The organism is Streptomyces sp. NPDC054872 (assembly GCF_053610705.1).
The window spans coordinates 1-18,096 of record NZ_JBSGYY010000068.1; the positions used below are offsets into that span (position 1 = coordinate 1).

Annotated in this window: 18 protein-coding genes and 1 pseudogene; 8 read left to right on the forward strand and 11 right to left on the reverse strand. The window is 67.6% G+C overall.

Features of this window, described 5'->3' with window-relative positions:
• Positions 1–47 precede the first annotated feature (47 nt).
• Entirely contained in the window at positions 48–716 is a 669-nt protein-coding gene (locus tag ACWGIH_RS42385) for a recombinase family protein (protein ID WP_453452044.1), read from the reverse strand.
• A 446-nt stretch (positions 717–1,162) separates the two neighbouring features.
• Here ACWGIH_RS42385 and ACWGIH_RS42390 point away from each other — a divergent pair, with 446 nt between their 5' ends.
• The 4 genes from ACWGIH_RS42390 (at position 1,163) to ACWGIH_RS42405 (ending at position 3,371) form a co-directional block, all read left to right on the forward strand.
• Positions 1,163–1,285, forward strand: a complete 123-nt coding sequence (locus ACWGIH_RS42390; RefSeq protein WP_453452043.1) for a hypothetical protein — start codon at positions 1,163–1,165, stop codon at positions 1,283–1,285.
• A gap of 421 nt (positions 1,286–1,706) precedes the next feature.
• Positions 1,707–2,279 (forward strand): hypothetical protein, encoded by a 573-nt coding sequence (locus ACWGIH_RS42395; RefSeq protein WP_453452042.1) that lies wholly within the window; start codon positions 1,707–1,709, stop codon positions 2,277–2,279.
• Between the two features lie 96 nt (positions 2,280–2,375).
• Positions 2,376–2,705: a hypothetical protein gene (locus ACWGIH_RS42400; protein WP_453452041.1), complete on the forward strand. Its 330-nt coding sequence runs from the start codon at positions 2,376–2,378 to the stop codon at positions 2,703–2,705.
• A gap of 51 nt (positions 2,706–2,756) precedes the next feature.
• The gene (locus tag ACWGIH_RS42405) at positions 2,757–3,371 is read left to right on the forward strand and encodes a hypothetical protein (protein WP_453452040.1); all 615 of its coding nucleotides are present in this window, start codon (positions 2,757–2,759) and stop codon (positions 3,369–3,371) included.
• On the opposite strand, the gene ACWGIH_RS42410 is transcribed toward ACWGIH_RS42405, so the two are convergent.
• From ACWGIH_RS42410 to ACWGIH_RS42430, 5 genes are all read right to left on the reverse strand, one after another.
• Positions 3,356–4,582, reverse strand: coding sequence for a hypothetical protein (locus ACWGIH_RS42410; RefSeq protein ID WP_453452039.1), 1,227 nt, complete (start codon positions 4,580–4,582; stop codon positions 3,356–3,358). The genes ACWGIH_RS42405 and ACWGIH_RS42410 overlap by 16 nt on opposite strands.
• Positions 4,583–4,586: 4 nt before the next feature.
• The gene (locus tag ACWGIH_RS42415) at positions 4,587–5,696 is read right to left on the reverse strand and encodes an ImmA/IrrE family metallo-endopeptidase (RefSeq protein WP_453452038.1); all 1,110 of its coding nucleotides are present in this window, start codon (positions 5,694–5,696) and stop codon (positions 4,587–4,589) included.
• Positions 5,697–6,467: 771 nt separating this feature from the next.
• The gene (locus tag ACWGIH_RS42420) at positions 6,468–7,019 is read right to left on the reverse strand and encodes a GNAT family N-acetyltransferase (protein WP_453452037.1); all 552 of its coding nucleotides are present in this window, start codon (positions 7,017–7,019) and stop codon (positions 6,468–6,470) included.
• 10 nt (positions 7,020–7,029) lie between these two features.
• Positions 7,030–7,347, reverse strand: coding sequence for a hypothetical protein (locus ACWGIH_RS42425; RefSeq protein ID WP_453452036.1), 318 nt, complete (start codon positions 7,345–7,347; stop codon positions 7,030–7,032).
• A 12-nt stretch (positions 7,348–7,359) separates the two neighbouring features.
• Positions 7,360–7,920, reverse strand: coding sequence for a flavoprotein (locus ACWGIH_RS42430; protein ID WP_453452035.1), 561 nt, complete (start codon positions 7,918–7,920; stop codon positions 7,360–7,362).
• A 151-nt stretch (positions 7,921–8,071) separates the two neighbouring features.
• Between ACWGIH_RS42430 and ACWGIH_RS42435 the strand changes: the two genes are divergently transcribed.
• Positions 8,072–9,250, forward strand: coding sequence for a helix-turn-helix domain-containing protein (locus tag ACWGIH_RS42435; RefSeq protein ID WP_453452051.1), 1,179 nt, complete (start codon positions 8,072–8,074; stop codon positions 9,248–9,250).
• A gap of 998 nt (positions 9,251–10,248) precedes the next feature.
• On the opposite strand, the gene ACWGIH_RS42440 is transcribed toward ACWGIH_RS42435, so the two are convergent.
• Together ACWGIH_RS42440 and ACWGIH_RS42445 are read right to left on the reverse strand one after the other, a co-directional pair.
• Positions 10,249–10,803: a hypothetical protein gene (locus tag ACWGIH_RS42440; RefSeq protein ID WP_453452034.1), complete on the reverse strand. Its 555-nt coding sequence runs from the start codon at positions 10,801–10,803 to the stop codon at positions 10,249–10,251.
• 981 nt (positions 10,804–11,784) lie between these two features.
• Positions 11,785–12,620: pseudogene (locus ACWGIH_RS42445) on the reverse strand (replication-relaxation family protein).
• A gap of 930 nt (positions 12,621–13,550) precedes the next feature.
• Between ACWGIH_RS42445 and ACWGIH_RS42450 the strand changes: the two are divergent.
• Positions 13,551–13,748 carry a hypothetical protein gene (locus tag ACWGIH_RS42450; protein ID WP_453452033.1) on the forward strand — a complete coding sequence of 66 codons (198 nt, stop codon included), beginning with the start codon at positions 13,551–13,553 and terminating at the stop codon, positions 13,746–13,748.
• Complete coding sequence (locus ACWGIH_RS42455; RefSeq protein WP_453452032.1) at positions 13,733–14,062, forward strand: hypothetical protein; 330 nt, start codon at positions 13,733–13,735, stop codon at positions 14,060–14,062. The genes ACWGIH_RS42450 and ACWGIH_RS42455 overlap by 16 nt, the downstream gene beginning before the upstream one ends.
• A gap of 1,103 nt (positions 14,063–15,165) precedes the next feature.
• Here ACWGIH_RS42455 and ACWGIH_RS42460 read toward each other — a convergent pair.
• The gene (locus ACWGIH_RS42460; RefSeq protein WP_453691774.1) at positions 15,166–15,627 is read right to left on the reverse strand and encodes a hypothetical protein; all 462 of its coding nucleotides are present in this window, start codon (positions 15,625–15,627) and stop codon (positions 15,166–15,168) included.
• A gap of 311 nt (positions 15,628–15,938) precedes the next feature.
• On the opposite strand from ACWGIH_RS42460, the gene ACWGIH_RS42465 reads away from it, so the two are divergent.
• Positions 15,939–16,466 (forward strand): hypothetical protein, encoded by a 528-nt coding sequence (locus ACWGIH_RS42465; RefSeq protein ID WP_453452031.1) that lies wholly within the window; start codon positions 15,939–15,941, stop codon positions 16,464–16,466.
• A gap of 122 nt (positions 16,467–16,588) precedes the next feature.
• Here ACWGIH_RS42465 and ACWGIH_RS42470 read toward each other — a convergent pair whose 3' ends face one another.
• The gene (locus ACWGIH_RS42470) at positions 16,589–17,305 is read right to left on the reverse strand and encodes a hypothetical protein (RefSeq protein ID WP_453452030.1); all 717 of its coding nucleotides are present in this window, start codon (positions 17,303–17,305) and stop codon (positions 16,589–16,591) included.
• A 128-nt stretch (positions 17,306–17,433) separates the two neighbouring features.
• On the reverse strand, positions 17,434–17,778 hold the full coding sequence (locus ACWGIH_RS42475; RefSeq protein WP_453452029.1) for a hypothetical protein: 345 nt from the start codon (positions 17,776–17,778) through the stop codon (positions 17,434–17,436).
• Positions 17,779–18,096: the final 318 nt, after the last annotated feature.

The following is an 18,096-nucleotide window of genomic DNA, read 5'->3' on the forward strand; positions in this document are numbered from 1 at the left end:
GGCCCGCATCGAAGATGCGGGCCTTCGCCGTATCAGGACCTTTTGCTTCACGGAAGGGCGACGCGAGATCCCGCCACCAGGGAGTCCCGCCCCGCAGCCAGCTCAGGTATGTATTTGTAGATCGTGGTCCGGGAGACTCCCAACAGCTTGGCGATGGACGCGATGGTGTTCTCGGGATCCATCAGTAGGCCGCGAGCGTGCCGGATCTGTTCCTCCGTCATGGCCGGCGGCCGCCCGATCCGTTCGCCCCGGGCCCGCGCCGCCGCCAGGCCCTCGTGGGTGCCCTGCACGATCAGTTCCCGGATGAACTCCGCGAGCGCCGCGAACACGTGGAAGACCAGGCGGCCGCCCGGGGTCGTGGTGTCCAGTGCCTCGTGGAGCGACTGGAAGCCGATACCGCGCTTGCGTAGGCCGGAGACGATGGAGATCAGGTCTTGGATCGAGCGGCCCAGTCGGTCGAGGGAGGGCACTACCAGGGTGTCGCCGGGCCGGAGGTAGTCGAGGCACTTCCGCAGTTCCTCGCGCTCCGCGTTTTTGCCCGACTTCTTGTCGGCGAAGACCCGTGCGCAGTCGGCCGCAGTCAGGGCTGCGATCTGCCGGTCGAGCAATTGGCCCTTCGTCGAGACGCGCGCATACCCGACCCGGGCCCCGGAGAACGTCGCGGGGAAGGCTTCCATCGGGCTGTCGGCGTCCGCCCACTCAGCGGTAGTCGTCATGTACGACACCGTACAGAAAAGGGTCCCAGGGGGTTCTTGGACGCCCTCCATTGTTGAACACCCTTGTTGGACGCCGGAAGTCGATTCCGGCCCGGCGTGTCGACGTCCGGGCGCCGTCATCCAACAACCGATCGGTTGATGGACAACCGCCGTCATCCGGTCTGCAGGTCACCGCGCGCCCGCCGTAGGCCGTCGCTGAGCGAGGCTCGAATACCGGTAGCGCCCGGAGTGGGTTCCAGCCGTGACGACCTTCTCCCTCGGGTGGCTCAGGCCGGTTGCCGGGGGCCAGCGTGCCCGTACTGACGCCGGAGGCAATCACGGAACCTCGGGGGCGCCAAGGCCGAGCCGCTACGCGGTCGCGCAAGCGCGAGCCTTGGCACCCCCGAGAACCCGCGATCGGGCAGAGCCCGTCAGCACGACCACCCCGACCCCCTCGGAGGCACCCGATGAGCGACACGACCCCTCAGAACGAGACCCCGATCAGCGTGACCGCCGACGACCTGCACGACGAGGTGTACGCCGACCTGTACGGCGACACCTACACGCCGACGTCCGAGCGCGAGGCCTGAGCGTCGTCTTCACCGGGGCCGACCACTTCGGTGGTCGGCTTGTTCGTGTGCCCGCGCGCTGGTGATGTTCGGCGACGCTTCCCCGGGGCCAGGTCCGTGGTGTGATCCATCGTTACGCGTAAGGGCCTCGCGGTGACGTCTACCGCGACGCCCGTTCGGAAGCGTCACCGGTCGCTGCGAGTCGCTTCCGAAGTCGCCACGCGCGCGTGCGGCACCGCTTGCTGCAGTACACCGAATCCGAGGCGTCGACCTCACCACGGAAGAAGGCGCACGGCGCGTCCTGCTTCCCTCGTACTACTCCAACAGCAGGGTCCGGGCGCTGGCCCGCTTCCCCCACCCGGAAACCGGACAGTCCCTCCTCGCCGCCGCCATCAGCGACTCCCGCATCGAGTACCTGCGCGTCGACGACGACACCCCCCGCTTGCCGACACTGCGTGCCGAGGCGACCGTTCGGGCGCTTGCCGTCCTGCCCGACATCAGATCACCGCTGCTGGCTATCGCCACCACGCGTGCCGTGCGCCTGCTGCACCCCGGCCACGACCCGCACATTGCTCTGCCCCAGCGCATCGGCGCCGTGCGCAGCCTCACCTGCCTGACCACGGCCGACGGGCACCTCTTGGCCACCGGCGGATCGGACGGCGTGATCCGGCTGTGGGACCCCTTCGCCCCGCGCTCAGAAACCCATCCACCGCTGACCGGCCACCAGGGCCCCGTCACCGCCCTTGCCGCCCTGCCCCACCCGGACATCGACCGCCACATGCTCGTCAGCGCCTGCTCGGACGACACCAGCATCCGCGTGTGGGACCACCACACGGGCCAGGAAGTTCTCCGCCTGGTCACCGGCGCACCGATCACCTCGCTCGCCGTAATCCCCGCCAGCTCCGCCAACCGCAGCACCGCCCCTGCCGTCATCGTCGGCAGTCCCACGGGAACGGCCGCTGTCACCGTGCACCTCCAATCCCCAAGAGGCGGCACCACGCTTGAGGATGCCTGAACTGCCCCAGGCACCGTTCCGGTAGGCATACCCGCCGCGACAACGCACTCCCGCTGCAGTGTTGACATCTGAGACACGATTCGCGAATCATGAATCATGCCTCAACAGGACGTGGAGCGGCTGCGTGAGGTGTCCGTGCGGGTCTTCGGCAACCGTTACCGGGCGGAGCTGATGGGGGCGCTGGCATCGGCCGGCGAGCGGGGCGTGTGCCTGGGAGACCTTGCCGCCGCACGCAACGCACCGGCGAGTGTCTACCAGGCGCCGATCCGGGCCCTGGTGGAGGCCGGGCTGGCCGAGCGGCTGCCGAGGACGCCGGGGGAGCGGCGCCGCTGGTACCGGCGTAGCGACAACGACGCGCTCTGGCAGTGTCTCGAAGGCCTGTTGAGCTGTTTGGCAGAACAGTCCGTACCCATGCGGGTTGGATAGTCGGCGGGGCCGCCGCGTGCGGCCGGAGCCCGGTGAGGCAGGGTGGAGGCCATGGTGACCTTGGCGAACTCCGTGATCGGCCGTTCCGTGCGGACGGCTTCGGCCGCCCTGCTGGAGGCGGGCACCCAGACCAAGGCCGCCTCCCTGCGGGGCGCTGAGGCCCTGTTCTTCCACCGGTTGGATGCCGCCGAGCACGCCCGGCGCCAGGACGCCGCCGCAGGACGGCTGGATCGGATGGCGGCGCTGGAGACCCTCCTGACGCTGCCAGTGGGGATCCCCGTTCCCCTCGCCTCGTTCGAGGCCGGCCAGCGGCGGGCCGTACGCGCCCTGCCCGCGGGCGCCGCAGACCGTGACCGTACGACGGTGACCCGACGCGCGGTCCGGCCGGTGCGCGTGGACCTGGCCGTGGTGCGCGCCGCCGGATGGCGCCAGGGACTGCGGGACGCGGGCCGGTTCGCGCCGTTCTGCCGCCGCGCCATGCTGCTCACCCGCCGCCCCGCACACCTGGAAGAGCTGCTGGCCGAGGCCGACTTCTACGGCATCGGCGTGTTCCTCGCCGCTGAGCACGGTGTGGAGATGCTGCTCGCGCCGGAGGAGTACCGGCCGCAGCGGCACACCGCCGCCGCGTGGTGCTTCGTCGAGGAGCTGTATCAGCTCCTGCGCTGATGGTTGGCCGCCGCCTGCCCGTTCGCTCCGTCCGCCACCGAGGCCGGGGCCGCCAGCGCCCACCGCCTCAGCTGCTGGGGCACCTTGAAGGCATCCGGCTGCCGTAGTTGCGCGTTCACCAGTGGATACTGCTCCACCGCCGTGCGGCAGCGCTCGTGCCACCAGTGCTGGCGCGCCAGCCCGGGAGTGATCGCAGTCAGCGTGCGCAGCCACTCCATCAGCACGGCCACATTGTGCGCGGCGGCCCGCGCCGGCCGTTCACCGGCATTGCTGGCGAATTCATCCAGTGCCCACACCCCCTCACACGCCGCGCAGCCGCAGACGGGAGCCTCTGCACTGGCGAAGCGATCGGCCAGGGTCTTGCCGAGGAAGAAGTCCATCAGCTCGGCGAACAGCACGTGCGGCGACGTCGAAAAGCCCTTGCTGGTCTTGGCCTTCTCGCCCGGGGCCACGATGTGCCGCAGGCGGCTGCCGGCACCGAACGCTGTGAAAGAGGCTCCCGCGGCCAGCGCGCCGAAGGCCGCCAGATCGGTGCGCAGCAACGCCGCTCCCGGCACTTCCTCGATCACCCGCCGCAGGTGGTCGACGGCCCGTGCATGACGCGCGAGAGGGTCCATCTGCCCGCCCAGCATGATCGCCTTGGGCCCCTTCACCAGCCGCAGACAGGCGATCAGTTGCCGCACCGCATCCTCCTCCCGCAGCCAGCCCACGTCGACCGGCGCCACGAAGACGACCTGCGCATCGTCCAGGTCGGCCACCCGCCGCACCGCTGCCTTGAGGGCGTCGGAGTCCTCGGCGTGGATGTAGCCGGTCGGGGTCACCGGCGCGGTAACGCCAACTGCTCGCTGCTCCGCCAGCGACACCGCAAGCGGATCGTCGAAGGCGAAGGTGTCCTCCGACGCGGGCGGGAATGGGTCCTCCTCGCTTGCCGCCCGGACCTCGTACACGGCCGGATCGACCAGCAGGGGCCCGCTGAACTGTTCCTCCTCGCGCAGTCTTTTCGCCTTGCGCAGCGCGTTCTTCCCGCACAGCACCAGCCCGCTGCGGCCCGCATCTAGCTGTCCGCGCAGATAGCCGACACGGGCAGGAGACACTTGCAGCAGCATGCGCCCCTGCAGAACGCTCAGCGCGCCGGACAGGGCCTGCGGCGCGTCGGGAGGCTCGGTGAGATCGGAGCGCGGACGCGGCAGCGGAGCAGACGGGTCGATCATGTCCTCACCTTCGAAGCGGCTCAGGGGATAACGAGCGGTGGCCTGCCACATACAGGCGCTTGAAGTCCTCGGGCAGCAGGCGGGCGCACGCGGCCGCCTCGTCGATCGCCAAGCCGCGGTCGGACAACAGGGTGTCCACCAGAGCCGGGACGCGCGTGGGTCGCTCCGGCTCCACCTCGACTGGTTCGGCCGTGCGGTAACCGAGCGCCGACATCTCCACCATCACCGTGCGGTACTGCCATTCGGTGATGGCGTTCAGGGTGAGCGCGCGCCGCAGCAGCGCGCTCATCGACACCCGCCAGACGCGCTTGAGCTCCGCCAGCCGCGCCAAGTCCACACCGTCGGCGAATGCCTGCCGTATGTCGGCCGCGGGCATCAGGAATTCCGCGGCGAACGCGTCGGCCTGCTTCTCCTGCTCGCTCGACGTGCCGGGCGCGGGATGCATCACCAGATGGCCCAGCTCGTGCGCGACACTGAAGCGGCAACGATCGCCCGGCGCATGGTCGTTGACCAGGACCAGCGGGACCTGGGGGTCGTCCCACTGACTGACCGCGTCCAGCAGCTCACTGCCGAGACTCCGCATCACGACCAAGCCGCCGGCCTCCTCGATCGCGGCGATCACATCCGCCACCGGCCCTCTGGGCAGGCCCCAGGCACGGCGCACCTGGCGGGCCGCATCCTTGGCCGTCGTGAAGTCATCCAGGAGCACGTGGGAGAAGCAGTGCGGCACGTCCGCTGCCGCGGCGGCCTGCACGAGGCCTGTCACCTGCAGCCGCACCAGAGCGAGTTGGGCGTGGATGCGGCGCAGCGCCGAGGACGACAGAGAGGCTCTCTTGCGGTGATGGATCAGTCCCACCCCCACCCCGCTCACCCGGGGATCCAGACACAGCAAGTCTCCCGGGTAGCCCAGGGCGGCGGCATACAGCTGAAGACGGTCGTCGGCGACCACAAGGCGTCCCGATTCCGCGCGGCTGACATATCCCTGGGACACCACCGCGGCCCCGGCAGGCGCGGCCTTGGTCATGGCCGCGGCCACGTCGACCTGCGTCATGCCCCGCGACTCGCGCGCGAGCGCGAGCATGCCGGGATGCGCCTGCAGGTCACCGGACGCCATCACACCCCACCACCTCAGATCAGACCTCAAAACATTAACACGGAATATTCCGGGGCTGATTCGGCTTTCTAATGGGCTCCGTCACAGCTAATAGCACTCTGCCGAAAGGACTGGCCGCCACTGCCGTGGCCCTCACCGGCAGTCTCCGCCTGGCCCCTACATTTCTGGTCGGTGCTGCCTTTCGGATGGTGACCGGCACAGACATTGCCGTGGCCCAGGGGCCCCAGCTGTGGTCGTCTGGTGAAGGAGTACGGCAGCCCCCGGAGCCGGCCGTCCACGAGCATCGCCTCGATCTCGGCCCCGACCTCGCGGTGGCGATCGCCACCGCACCGACCCGACACGGGACGTGCTGGAATTCCTGCGCGAGCAGCAACTGCCCGTTTCCCGCCTGCTGGTGCTGCGTCCGCCCGGCGGGCCCCCGCTACTACGGGACTCCGTCCTGGTTGAGCTCGTCGCGCTCGATGAGCTTCGCGACGTAGTGCCCGACGCTGACCCCGGCCGCCTTCGCGTTGGCGAAGCCAACTTGTGCACTTCCGGGGACACCATCGGAGAAAGCCGCACCAGGTTCCGACGATTCTGATGCACCACCAACTTCCGTGACGCGTGTCGCTCATGTTTTCTGCGGCGCCGAGCGTTCGTCTCGGGGGCCCGGAGCCAGTGTTGACGGGCTATCAGCCTGAACTGCCCGGTCCGGGCACGGTGCCGGTTGAGCGGTGCGGGGAGTTCACTCGATCCGGGTATCCCGTGTGCTGACGAGTCCGGACGGGCCGGTCAGCGGGCGGTGAGGTCGCGCAGCATGGCGTGGAAGAGCGGCGCATGTTCCTTGCGCGGTCGCAGGTCACCGAGGGTTTTCCAGCCCCACGTCTCGTACAGCGTGTGGACCCTGGGGTGGGACTGCCGCACCAGGAGGGTGGCGCGCTCTTCGTTCCGCTCGGCGAGCAGCGCATCGTGCAGTCGCCGCGCGATGCCGGTCTTGCGCCAGGGGGTGCGCACCATCAGCTCGGAGAGCGCGTAGGTGCGGGTGCCGGTCTCACGGACGATGTCCTGGGGGACCTCGTCGAGCAGTCCGCCCCACCACCGCGCGTTCTCGGGCAGCGGGGCGCCGTAGGCGTAGCCGACGACCTGCTCGCCGTCGTATCCGACGGTGCAGGTCCAGCCCGGCTTGCCGCTCCAGGCGTCCAGGCCGCTCGCGAACCGCTCGATGCCGCTGAACGGGTCGTCGGCGATGGCCTCGGCGTAGACCTCGGCGTGCACGTCCAGCAGGGTCGGGCGCAGCTCGGCGGCCTGGGCGCTGGTGTAGTGGCGGATGTCGATCCTGGTCACGGGCGGGCTCCTATACGGCGAGGGTGCGGTGGATGGCGGAGAGGCGGTCGACGATCCGTCGGCTGCTGATTGCTGAGGTGTCCACCCGTGCGGCCGTCGCCCGCGCCTGGTCCGTGTCGCCCTGGGCGATCTGGAGTTCGGCGAGCTGCACGCGGTAGTAGGCGATGTTGCGGCGCATGGGCGGGGTGAGGAGCTGCAGGGCCTGCGCCGTGGCGAGTTCGGCATCGGGCAGGCGTCCCATGGCTCGGTGGGCGATGGCCGCCAGCCCGGAGATTTCGGCGGCGTCCAGGAAACGGAGCCACGGGGGCTGCGGGTCTGGATCCCTCACCGGCAGCCGTTTTTATGCGGTGTGTGGGTTATGCCGGTTGGTGAGGTTTTTCGCTGTGGTGAGGGCGTGGTGCCAGGGGTATTCCTTGGGTGTTCCGGTTCCGGGGGGATTGGGTGTGAAGCCGTTTTCGCCGTAGAGGACGGTGATGCCCTGCTCGCGGAGCTCTGCCACGCTGCGGTCGAGTTGCCGGTGGTGGGCGTAGGCCGCGTTCACGCACGGCATCGCCACGGTCGGGATGTTCTTGCCGATCCCTTCGGCTGCGACGCCCACGACGAACACGGACGTCAGGCCGAGGGCCCACGAGTTGAGGGTGTTGAACGTGGCGGGGGCGAACAGGATCACGTCAGCCTTAGGCCAAACATCCGGCTCGCCGGGCTGCTTGTACTGGCTGCGTACGGGGTGCCCGGTGAGTTCGGCAAGAGCGTCGAGGCTGTCGTCGAGCCATGCTGCCGCCGTCGGCGTCAATCCCAGGCAGACGTCCCACCCGTCGGCCTGTGCCCTTTCGATCACTGCGGCGGCCTGGAAAACGGGAGGCGCAGCCGAGCCGAACAGGTACAAGGTCGGTGAGGTCATGGGCTCATCCCATCCCGCATGCTCGGCCACACGCAACTGCCCCGATCCAGGGGGATACTGCCCCGGTCCAGGCGGATCGAGGGCAGAAACCGACCAGTGCCGCACAGCGCGAGTACCGTTCCACGTGGTGAGCCAGGAGCGGAGTTCCAGCATGTCCAAAGACGACCACACCGGGGCCCGAATCGCGTACCAGCGGAAAGTCGCTGGTCTGACACAGCATGGCCTGGCCATGAGGATCCCGTACTCGTACAGCTTGCTCCACCAGGTAGAGGGCGGGCATAAGGCTGCGAGTTTGGATCTCGTGTCGGCTGTCGCACGCGCGCTGCGCATCGGCGTCACGGCCCTGACCGGGCAGCCGTACATGACCGAACTGCAACAGGACCGGCTTGCCGAGCTGATCCGTCCCATCCGCGAGTCACTCGACCTGTACGACCTTGGAGCTGACCCCGACGTCGCCACTCGCCAGACGCCTCAACTCCTCAAGGCCGCAGCACATGTGTGTGAGCAGGTACGCGCGACGCAGCTGAACACGGCCGCGCGCACGCTGCCGCGGCTGGTCGCCGAGCTGACGACCGCGGCGTACCGCACACCGTCGGCCGAGCTGTGGGCTGCGCTGGGCTCCACCTACCGCACGGCCCACGACGTCACCGTCAAGCTCGGTTTCTACGATCTGTCTACCATCGCGCTTGACCGGATGGAGTGGGCTGCGCAGCGCGCGTCAGATCCGGTGCTCTCCGCCGTCCGCCAATACATGCGCGGCCTCGTCTACCACCGCGAGGGCGAGCACACCATCGGCCTGCGCCTGGTGAACGCCGGCCACCACATCCTGTCCCAGGGCCAGGAGACCCGCGCGTCCCTCGCGGTGGCTGGGCAGCTGCACCTTGGGGCTACCGTCATCGCCGCCCGTGCTCACGACGAGAGCACGGTGGAGACCCACCTCGCCGAGGCGAAGCGGATCGTGGAGCGGGTCGGCGAGGCCGAGAAGGTCCATTGGCTGTCGTTCGGGCCCACGAACTGGGCAGCGCACGAGCTGTCGGCGCTCACCGAGCTGGGGCGGTACGGGAGGGCGGTGGAGAAGGCCAAGAAGATCCGCATGCCCGCGTCCTGGCCCACTTCCCGCCGGGCCCATGTCTGGATCGACCGAGGCCGCTCGGAGATGGAGACCGGCCACAGTCAGGCGGCGCTGAACTCCATCACGAAGGCCCGCGAAGTGGCCCCGCAGCAGACCCGCTACCACCCCGGGGCGCGAGCAACGATCGAGGGCCTGGTGCAGCAACAGCGCCGCACACCAGACGCCCTTAGTTACATGTCCTCGTGGCTTGGCCTGTGACATCTGCTGTCACCCAAGAGTGACAGTTGGCGTCCCTGCACGTCATCACCCTGGTCTGAGACCTGATCGACGCTGATGACGGCAGGGGCAGAGGGTGGATACGCGGCAAAGAGACAACGCCCTGTGTGAGTGGCTCGCGCGCGCTCATCAGGAACCCGCACAGGCGTGGCGTGAGTGGTCCCCCAGCGGCGGCGGGGTGGCCCTGCTCCCGCTCGGCCGTATCTTCGTGGCACCCCGCCTGCCCGAAGCCCTGGTGTACGCCGCTGCGGGGACGGTGGATCTACAGGAGGCTGCCGCGTATCTCGCGCAGGCTCTTGGTCCTGTCATCTTCGATGGCCGGACCATGGGCGGAACCTACTATCCGCTGACTCGGCCGCAGACCATGCCCGTGTGGAAGCACCAGGCCGTTGCGCCACTGCTGGGTCAGGGAACCTATCTCGGCGTGCCCCGCATTGAGCGCAGGGAGCCACCGGGTACGTACTGGGCTGTGCCTCCGCGTCACGTGGGGGACCTGTGCGAGCCCGCCGCTGTCGACGCGCTCGTCACCCTGGCCTGCAACACGGCCAGAGGGACAGAGCGGTGAAGCCCGCCGTCCCGGTCGAGGTCGCCCGCAGGGCACAGGAGGCCTATCAGGTGCAGCTCGCGCACGTGACCTCCTGCCCTCAGTGCCGGGCCGTGGAGCCGTGCGAGGACGGACGACGAATCCGCCGGGCCGTACAAGCGGCCCGGCTTGTGGCTGAGGCCGCCAACCCCACGGACGGTTGCCGCGAGACCGGCAGGCAGTAGGCCCTTTGTCCCAGGGGGCCGCCTCTTGCCGCGAACGTGGGCCGGGGCGGACGAGCCGTTGAAACTGGTTGAGCCGCGACGGAGAAGCCTTCGAAGAGCGCTGGTGGGAGACGAACGAATTCAGCGGGCTTCACGAATTGGTGTGCAGTCGGGGAAACTTGCGCACCACATCGTCTGATCCTCGTCGATGGGGTGGGGGTGATCTGTGGGGGTTATTCACGGCGCACGACGTCCAGTGCGGCATCGACGAGGGTGAGGGCGAGGTCGAGGGCGGCGTCGTCGGCGAGGGGGCAGTTGATCTTGTAGGGGTCGGAGGATGCGACGTTGCGGGGCTGGATGCGGGGGTTGTCCTTCTCGCCGAGGCGCTCGATGTCGTCGGGGCCGAGCCGGAGGGTCAGGCCGCCGTTGCTGGGACGCAGGTAGGCAACGGCTCCGTAGCGCTGGGGGCCGTCGTCGCGGATCATCAGGTAGTCGGCGAGACCGTCGAAGGTCTTGGAGGAGCGGCCGAAAGCCACGACGATGTCCTTCTCGTTCAGCAGTCGCATGACGAACCGTTCGGTCAGGAAGGTGCGCAGGTCGTTCTTGCCCGCCCGGCCGTAGATGAACTTCATCAGGGCGACGTGGTCTTCGGGCGTCAAGAAGGCCGAAGCGCTGAGCGTGGCGGCTTCGCCGCCGCTCTCGGTGTCCGCGGTCTCCTCGCGGGAGGGAGCGGCGTCCACGGCCGGCTGTGTGGGGGATACGGCGGTGTGCACGCGCTCGTATTCCACGATCTCTTGTGGTGATCCTTCGATGATGCGCACGTGCATTGCCCCCTGATGCTTCACCATGGCGGGTATCACCCACCCGACGGCTGCACAGTATCTAAAGCTGAGCCACAGAGCGCCTGCCTTACCTAAAACTCTTGCCTCCTGCGGTTGTTGGTCCTGTGGCGGGATCGAACCCATCAGGCGTTGCCGGGGCTCCGCTGGGGTTTGTGGTGGCGGTGGCTGAGGCCAAAGGGCGGCACAGCGAGCCGGACACCCTCGGAGGGGTCGTCTATCCGCGCGGCACGTGGACGTTACCCGCCACCGGCTGAGCACCTCATCGGCTCCAGCTGGCTCCGGGTTGACGGTGCCCCGGCCGTGGATGAGGAGTGCATGCGCGGCGCGGGCGGCAAGCAGTCGTTGCCGAGCATTTTGGTCTGATCCTCGATAGGGCCTTCGCGCTGCCACTCTGCCGGCGTCGGGCGCCGCCTCATCCAGCGGTGACGTCTCAGCGGCTAGGGGCTCCTTGGCTTGGGCCGGGTCGGTGGCAGCGCCATGACGTGCACGTCACCGGCGTGGTGTTCGTGACCGGGCGGTCTTTCTGCGGGTGGGCGGAGAGGTGTGGGTTGGTGGCTGTTTCGCGTGTGGCACAGGGCGTTGTGTGGTGCCGCTCCGTGGGGCCGTGTGGGTCTGGATTGTCGGTCCTGGGGGTGCTGGGTGAGGGGCACATCGAGTGATCGAGTTGTTGGTGTCTCGATGTCAGCTTCAGCTTCACCTTTTGGCGTGTGTCTGGGATCTGAAGGTCTGTCGGCGGGGTGGCGTCTTGGATGTGAAGGGGGGGTGGGGTGTGTTGTCCTGGGAAAGCACCCGGGTTGTGGGTGCGCGTGGGGATGGGGGGCTTGGCCGTGTGACGGCCTGTGTCTGAGGTCCTGTGTGGGTTTCAAGGTCACTCAGGAAGCCGTCCAGGGCGGGGTTTTCTCTGTGTGTGGTCGTCTGGTGTTTGGGTCAGAGGTCGGTCCAGGGGCGTGGTTCGTTGTTGCCGGTGAGGGGTGTCCAGATGGCGGCGGTGGGGCCGTGCTGCTCTAGGTCTTCCAGGACGGCGGCGCCGAGGGGGGTGTGGCGCGCGAGTTCGGTGACGGCGGGGTGCACCTCGGCCATGGAGCGTAGGTCAGCGGTGCGGTGGGTCAGGGTGTGGGGGTGGGCGCCGGTGAGGATGAACAGGACACGGGGGAAGAGGGGATACCAGCGCTGCCACACCGGCCCCTCCAGCCCCGGCGCGGGTTTGCGCCGCCTGACGGCGCTGGGCTGGTAGAGGCGCAGGCGCGCGTAGGCGATGAGCTTTGAGGCCATGCGTTCGCTGCTCATGGTGGAGCGGTCGACTCGAGGTGGTGGGCGACTTCGGGGGTCCAGTCGAAGGGGCCGTGTTCGTGGCCTTGCCGACGGGCGTCTTCCGCGAAGGCCAGGTGGGCGCGGACGACGGCGAGGGTGTGGGGGATTTTCAGCGAAGCGACCGCGGGTGAGGCGAGGGAGTAGGGCGGTCGTCCTCGTAGCAGGGGCAGGTCTCGGGTCAGTCGGGCGCCTTCCTGGGTGAGGTGCCAGGCTTTGGTACGGGAGCGGTTCGCGTGTGGCAGCCCCAGGCAGGCGACGAGTCCCTCGGTTCGCAGCCGGTTCAGGACCCGGGACAGCAACTGCCGTGTATTGCCGGGTCTGAGCATCTGGCACAGCTGGCCGGTGGTGGCGATGCGGTGCTGGGCGAGGGCGGCCAGCACTTGGTTGCGCAGGGGTTCAACGGGGCTGGGGGCCAGGCTCGTGGCGGGGGTGTTCGGTGCGGGGCTGCTCACGCGGTTTCCCTTCCCTTGTGGCCGGTGTGAGGATTTCCGACGCGGCCCCCGCGTCCCAGCGCTCCTCATCAGTGCTGCGGGGGCTGCGGCGGGTCCGTTGGTTGCTGATGAGGAAACCAGCGGGGCCCGACCAGATCCCCGACCACAGGGCCCCGACCACGGTCACGACATCGCAACGCCGTGGGTGGTAGGGCTGTGGTCGGGGTGAGGCGGCGTAAGACCGTTCGCTGAGAGGTCATTTTCACCTGGTTTGCGTCACCTCATGCATCTCTAAACTTGCCCCGGGTCTCACACGTGTCGATGTCGGGTACGCCTGCGCTGCACGGATAGGGCATCGATGTATGTCTTGGGATGAGACGAGCTTCTCGGGATGAGACCGGCAAGTCGGGTCTCCCAAGCGGCTCTTGGAGCACCTCCGCACTCGACGCCCGTCGAGTCATGCCCCGCCACAGGTGCATGTTGGGATCAAACAGGCTTCAGAGGTGAAAACGACCTCTGAGTGCGTGTTTGAGTACCTCGAAAGGCCAGGTCAAGGCTGGTGCGTTACGCGTGGGGCTGGAGTCGCCGCTCCGTGAAAGCGTCACGGTGACGGAACCTGATGATGGGCGTCGAGAGCACTTGGTGCGTTATGCCGGAAAGGCCGATGATCACCGCCGGAACCGTCTTCGTCCAGACCGGTTCAGCTACCAGTGGAGCCCGTCCGGGTCAGGACGGGCAACACCCCGACCGGTGAGAAGCTGAGGCTTCCGAACAGACATTCGTAGCGGCTCGCGGCAGCCGAAGGTGGGCCACTTCCTGCTCGCAGGTCATGAGCGCGAACCCGGATGTCTCGTTGGGGTGACACGCGCCTGAAGTGCATGATGTGCGGCGGAGGGGGCCCCATGATCAGGCCGGGACTGTACTGATCACCTCACAGGAAGGACCACCCCCATGGGTCTGGTCGACGGCGTTCTTGGCACCGCTGGCAACCTGATCGGCAGTGCATTCGGCGCTATCGTGCCGAAGGACGCGAACCTTGCCGCGATCAAGGCGGCGCAGGGCCACTTCAGTAAACCTGACGACAACCTCCTCGAACTGGCCGGTAGCACCGTCGGGGGGCATGGGGCGCCCTCATGCCGGACGCGGTGAACACCGCTTCTGCGGCCATGGTTGGCCGTCCGGAGGACCGCACGCCGGATGGGAAGCCCCGCCCCACGCTGTATGACCACTTCGACTACAAGGGGACGGCGGCATGGCTCGAGGAAGGCAGCTACACCGCTCTCGACGACAAGGCGGTAGCCGATGACGCACTCAGTTCGGTGAAGACGCCAGCCGGTTGGAAGGTCACCCTGTACACCGACCGGTACCTCAAGGGCCGCAGCCTGACCCTGACCTCCGATACCCCACGCCTCGCTGCCGAGTTCAACGACAAAGTCTCCTCAATCACCGTCGCAAGAGTTTGACGCTCCGCTCCCGCCCTGCATCCACCTGCGTCAGACAATTGGCCAGCTGTCGCTACTGACCGTTCCGACCCTCCTTGAGTGAGTGTTCGGAAGCCTCAGCTTCTCACCGGTCGGGGTGTTGCCCGTCCTGACCCGGACGGGCTCCACTGGTAGCTGAACCGGTCTGGACGAAGACGGTTCCGGCGGTGATCATCGGCCTTTCCGGCATAACGCACCAAGTGCTCTCGACGCCCATCATCAGGTTCCGTCACCGTGACGCTTTCACGGAGCGGCGACTCCAGCCCCACGCGTAACGCACCAGCCTTGACCTGAGTACGGAGGGGCTCACACCCATGCGTCAGATCCACCGCCACCGTCGGTACTAGAATCTGTCCACTGCGGGGGTGCTCGCGGTTCGGAACGCCTGCTGCGGAGGGGACCCACCAATGAGTCAACGACGAGTCACCACGGTGGTTGAGAATATGCCTGCGGTTATCGGCCTGCCGGTTGGGCTTGAGCTGTCCGGTCGCATGACCCCCGTACTCGCTCTGGCGGTTCCTTCTAGTGTCCCGCGCGGCGAGTTGGATGAATTTATCGTGCGTCACGGTTTCGCCCCTCGGGGGGAAACGGCTCGGGCCGATGCGTCTCGAGCCTGTTGGGTGGTCAAATCCGACGGTCGACTTCTCTTTACCTTCGAGGCCGAAGAGAAGGAAGCCCGTTTCGAGATGCCGAACGAGCCCGAGGTTCAAGCATGGGGCGCTTTCGCCGTTGCAACGGGTGGGGCTGTGGGAGTAATGCTTCTGCCAGAAATGGACGCGCCGACGGCGGCGGCAGTCGCACTTAGGACAGAAGTGGGGGGTGGAGAGTACTGGCTTCTGAGTGCTGGATTGACTATCTGATAATTCAGGTAGCGAAACGCGCCCGTTCCCTGGTCTGCAAATAGGAGCGAGCAGGTGAGGGGGCTATGCTTGTTCGAGTGTCAGCTCTGTGGTAACGGGTTGCTAGCCTCTCAAGGAGGCTGTAGGGGTCGGTGGTGAATCCCTGCCAACCCCTACAGTGAAATTCCCCGCGGCCGTTCTGCGGGCCGCGAATGAAGTACTAGTCGACCGCCGCTGCGATCAAGTTCAGCATCCGACTGTATTGCCTGAACCCACGGGCACGAGGGTGCCGCGGTACTCCACCCATCCTCTGACCGCCACGCAGTTGTTTGCTGTGCCGGTCACGCCAGCCGGGCCAGCGTAGGAGCTGTAGTTGCCACGGTCCTCGTCGTAGCCAATCCTCGTGCACGTTCTCCCCTCGCCCGAAGTCTGTGAGCATTTTTCGATCCGGACGAAGGTGTCGCTGGCCACGCCGGAGGCTGCGCCGCGGTGGTAGAGGCAGGCGCTATTGGTGCCACCGTTCGTGCTGTTATAGTAGACGATCAATTCGCCGACTACGCCTGCTCCGGGGTAGGAGCCGGAGTATCTGGCCGTGACGGTACCGGAGCAGGATGTAGCGGCCTGTGCTGGCTGAGACATGAAGAGGTTGGCGCCTACGAAGCTGGCCGTGATGGCGAACGCGCTCAAAGACCTGCGAGCGATGCTCATGCGTTTCCTTTCAGAGGAGTGAGCAAGATCGCGACCATCCTTGGTGACGACTTCGCGCGCGTCAACACTGGGCTTTGCTGCGAGAGTTGCGCGTTTCGCCTATGTCATGAAGTGTCTGTTAAGAGCGGCTAACTTCCTGGTGGGAGAGCCGGGAGCTGCCGCGGAGAGATGGCAGAAAGGCACCTAAGGGTTGCCCGTACACGATCTTCGCCAAGGCGGTAACGATCGTGCCCGTTGGGCGCGGCTAGACTCCTGGTAGCCGCTGGTTGTGGGCCGGGCCGACACCACCTCGTGTGTTGGAGGCCCCTGGGATGCCCTGCCCCCTGATCGCAAACGCCGACGTCATCCGCGTCACCCGCGTCGATACCTGCGGCCGGCCCGTGGTCGGTGAAGACAACGGCTTCGTCTTCGACTGCTTCGCCACGCTCGCGTGGTCTACACCGCCGCGAACGGGAGGCAATGCGGATTCAAGCGCGGCTTCGCTGCGCCTGTTCCTGGCGCGGCTGATGCTGCCCGAGTCCGCGCAGACCTTCGCCCGGTGGGAGGTCGTCAAGGGCGGCAAGGCCGTCAGCTCCCACGCCTCCCCTGAAGAGGCGGCGGAGGCCGCAGCGAAGTTGAAGGGCGACGTCTCGGTGAAGGACGCCGGGATGCGTCTCCCGGACCGCGTCCTGGTCGAGCTGCTCGAGGTACTCAAACACGCACTGAGGCTCGAGGACCGGGGCCTGGGGCTGGGCAGGCCCAGCGGGCGCCACGTATCTGCCCAGGGTCGCCGCGGGTGGTTCGGTGATGGCCGGTCCGCCACAGCCGTGACTGCTGCGATGCGGGGCGGCGAGCCGTGAGCATGGCCCCTGGGCCCTGCCGGCCATCGCGGGGAACCCGGCCGGCAAGGAGCCAACTCCTGCAGCAGGAGGCCGCGTTCGTGGGGCGGTGGGCGGTGGGTGGTAGTTCGCTCTCCGCTGGGTTATTTCTTGGACCTTTGGGCCGCCTGCTCAAGGATGCGCCGGCGTGTCCATCGGCGGCGTCCGTTTTGGCGTCCGGCGTTCTCGGCGATCCCGTCGGTGTTTTTCAGCAGGGGGAGGTTGCCTTGGGCGAGGCTGCTGGAGAAGGAGCCGACGCTTTTGTAGCCGAGCAGGGCGGCCGCTTGGCTGGCCCCCAGCAGTTCCTCGGGGTCGCCCTCGAGGGGGACATCGGGTAGGGGCGGTGCCTGTTTGGTTCCGGCTCGTCTGCCGCGGCCGGGCCGGGTGCCAATCCATTCCTGGAGGGTCTGCACCTTCCAGAGTTGTCGGCGGTAGGGGTTTTCCGCTGTGCCCTTTTCTTCGACCACGTCGGGTTGGGGGAAGTAGCCGGGGTGGTCGCGTACGAAGGTGGTGACCTGGTTGGAGTTCTTGTAGCCGAGATACCTCGAGGCTTCCGCCGCGTTCAGCAGCGTCTGCGGGTCGAGGGAGGGCGGCGTGTGTTCAGCGAGCCGTGCCGGCGCCCGGTGGGCGAACCATTCGGTGACCTGCGTGTGGTCCCACAGGCGCGCGCGGCCGCGTGTGCCGACGGGCTCGGGGAAGGTCTGGCCGGCCGCGTTTTTGGTGCGCCCGGTGTAGAGGCCGGTGATTCTGGCGGGTGTCAGGCCTTGTTCGGCCGCGATCTCGGCGGCGTCGGCCAGGCGAGGCTCACGGGGCGGGGCCATGGCTGAACCGTCCGTCCTGTCGGCTGTGAGCCGGCCGGCCCGGCTCACAAAGCAAATAATGGCAGGAGTTTTGGTTGGGGGTCCAGCCGGCGGCGCACGTCTTTCCTGACCTGTCGGCGGCCGCGGCCTTACTCTCCGGGGATCAGGCAGATGCCGCGGCGTGCGGCGTCTTCGGCCATCTCTGTGTAGGCCATGGCGGCTGACGTCATCTCCCATTTGGCCAGTGCGAGGTGCAGGATCATCTCGTCGCGACTCTGAGATCCATCACAGGGTATGGCGGACCTGTGGGCGGTGCACATCAAGTCCGCGGTGGCCCGTCCCTCAAGACGCGCTGCCATATCCTGGTGCAGGTCCCGAAAGCCTTGGCTGTGCAGCTCGTTTGCCTCGCGCAGGAGCAGCACTAGGTCCTCGCCGTGGCTGGCCGGTGCCGCCGCGGCGAGGTCGAGGATGCGCCGGGTCGTGCTCATCATCATTGAGTATCCCCTTGATGGGGGTGCAGTTGGCGCTCGCCCACCACTGCATGTACGTGTCTTCGACGTGGATGCCGCGCGACCGAGGAGTTGCCGTAGTTCGACGGTTGACCGCTCCCCTTCTCCGGCGCGCCGCACTCCACAGCGCCCTTGCCGTCATCGGCCCGAGCTGTCTGTGGCACGCCGCTCAGGCGCCCGTCACGGTCGGGGCGCCGCATGGCTCATGACCATGTTTGCCGGTTCTCATTGTCGCGCTGGGAGCCCAGAGCCCGGCCTGGTGGCCACGGTTGCCGTGATGACCGGCTTCGGACCCGCGGCCGG

Coding starts and splice junctions, on each gene's coding strand:
- ACWGIH_RS42450 (WP_453452033.1), top strand. CDS start 13,551: ATGGGTCTGGTCGACGGCGTTCTTGGCACCGCTGGCAACCTGATCGGC.
- ACWGIH_RS42455 (WP_453452032.1), top strand. CDS start 13,733: ATGCCGGACGCGGTGAACACCGCTTCTGCGGCCATGGTTGGCCGTCCG.
- ACWGIH_RS42465 (WP_453452031.1), top strand. CDS start 15,939: ATGCCCTGCCCCCTGATCGCAAACGCCGACGTCATCCGCGTCACCCGC.
- ACWGIH_RS42400 (WP_453452041.1), top strand. CDS start 2,376: ATGCCTCAACAGGACGTGGAGCGGCTGCGTGAGGTGTCCGTGCGGGTC.
- ACWGIH_RS42460 (WP_453691774.1), bottom strand. CDS start 15,627: ATGAGCATCGCTCGCAGGTCTTTGAGCGCGTTCGCCATCACGGCCAGC.
- ACWGIH_RS42475 (WP_453452029.1), bottom strand. CDS start 17,778: ATGATGATGAGCACGACCCGGCGCATCCTCGACCTCGCCGCGGCGGCA.
- ACWGIH_RS42385 (WP_453452044.1), bottom strand. CDS start 716: ATGACGACTACCGCTGAGTGGGCGGACGCCGACAGCCCGATGGAAGCC.
- ACWGIH_RS42470 (WP_453452030.1), bottom strand. CDS start 17,305: ATGGCCCCGCCCCGTGAGCCTCGCCTGGCCGACGCCGCCGAGATCGCG.
- ACWGIH_RS42405 (WP_453452040.1), top strand. CDS start 2,757: ATGGTGACCTTGGCGAACTCCGTGATCGGCCGTTCCGTGCGGACGGCT.
- ACWGIH_RS42415 (WP_453452038.1), bottom strand. CDS start 5,696: ATGGCGTCCGGTGACCTGCAGGCGCATCCCGGCATGCTCGCGCTCGCG.
- ACWGIH_RS42410 (WP_453452039.1), bottom strand. CDS start 4,582: ATGATCGACCCGTCTGCTCCGCTGCCGCGTCCGCGCTCCGATCTCACC.
- ACWGIH_RS42390 (WP_453452043.1), top strand. CDS start 1,163: ATGAGCGACACGACCCCTCAGAACGAGACCCCGATCAGCGTGACCGCC.
- ACWGIH_RS42435 (WP_453452051.1), top strand. CDS start 8,072: ATGTCCAAAGACGACCACACCGGGGCCCGAATCGCGTACCAGCGGAAA.
- ACWGIH_RS42430 (WP_453452035.1), bottom strand. CDS start 7,920: ATGACCTCACCGACCTTGTACCTGTTCGGCTCGGCTGCGCCTCCCGTT.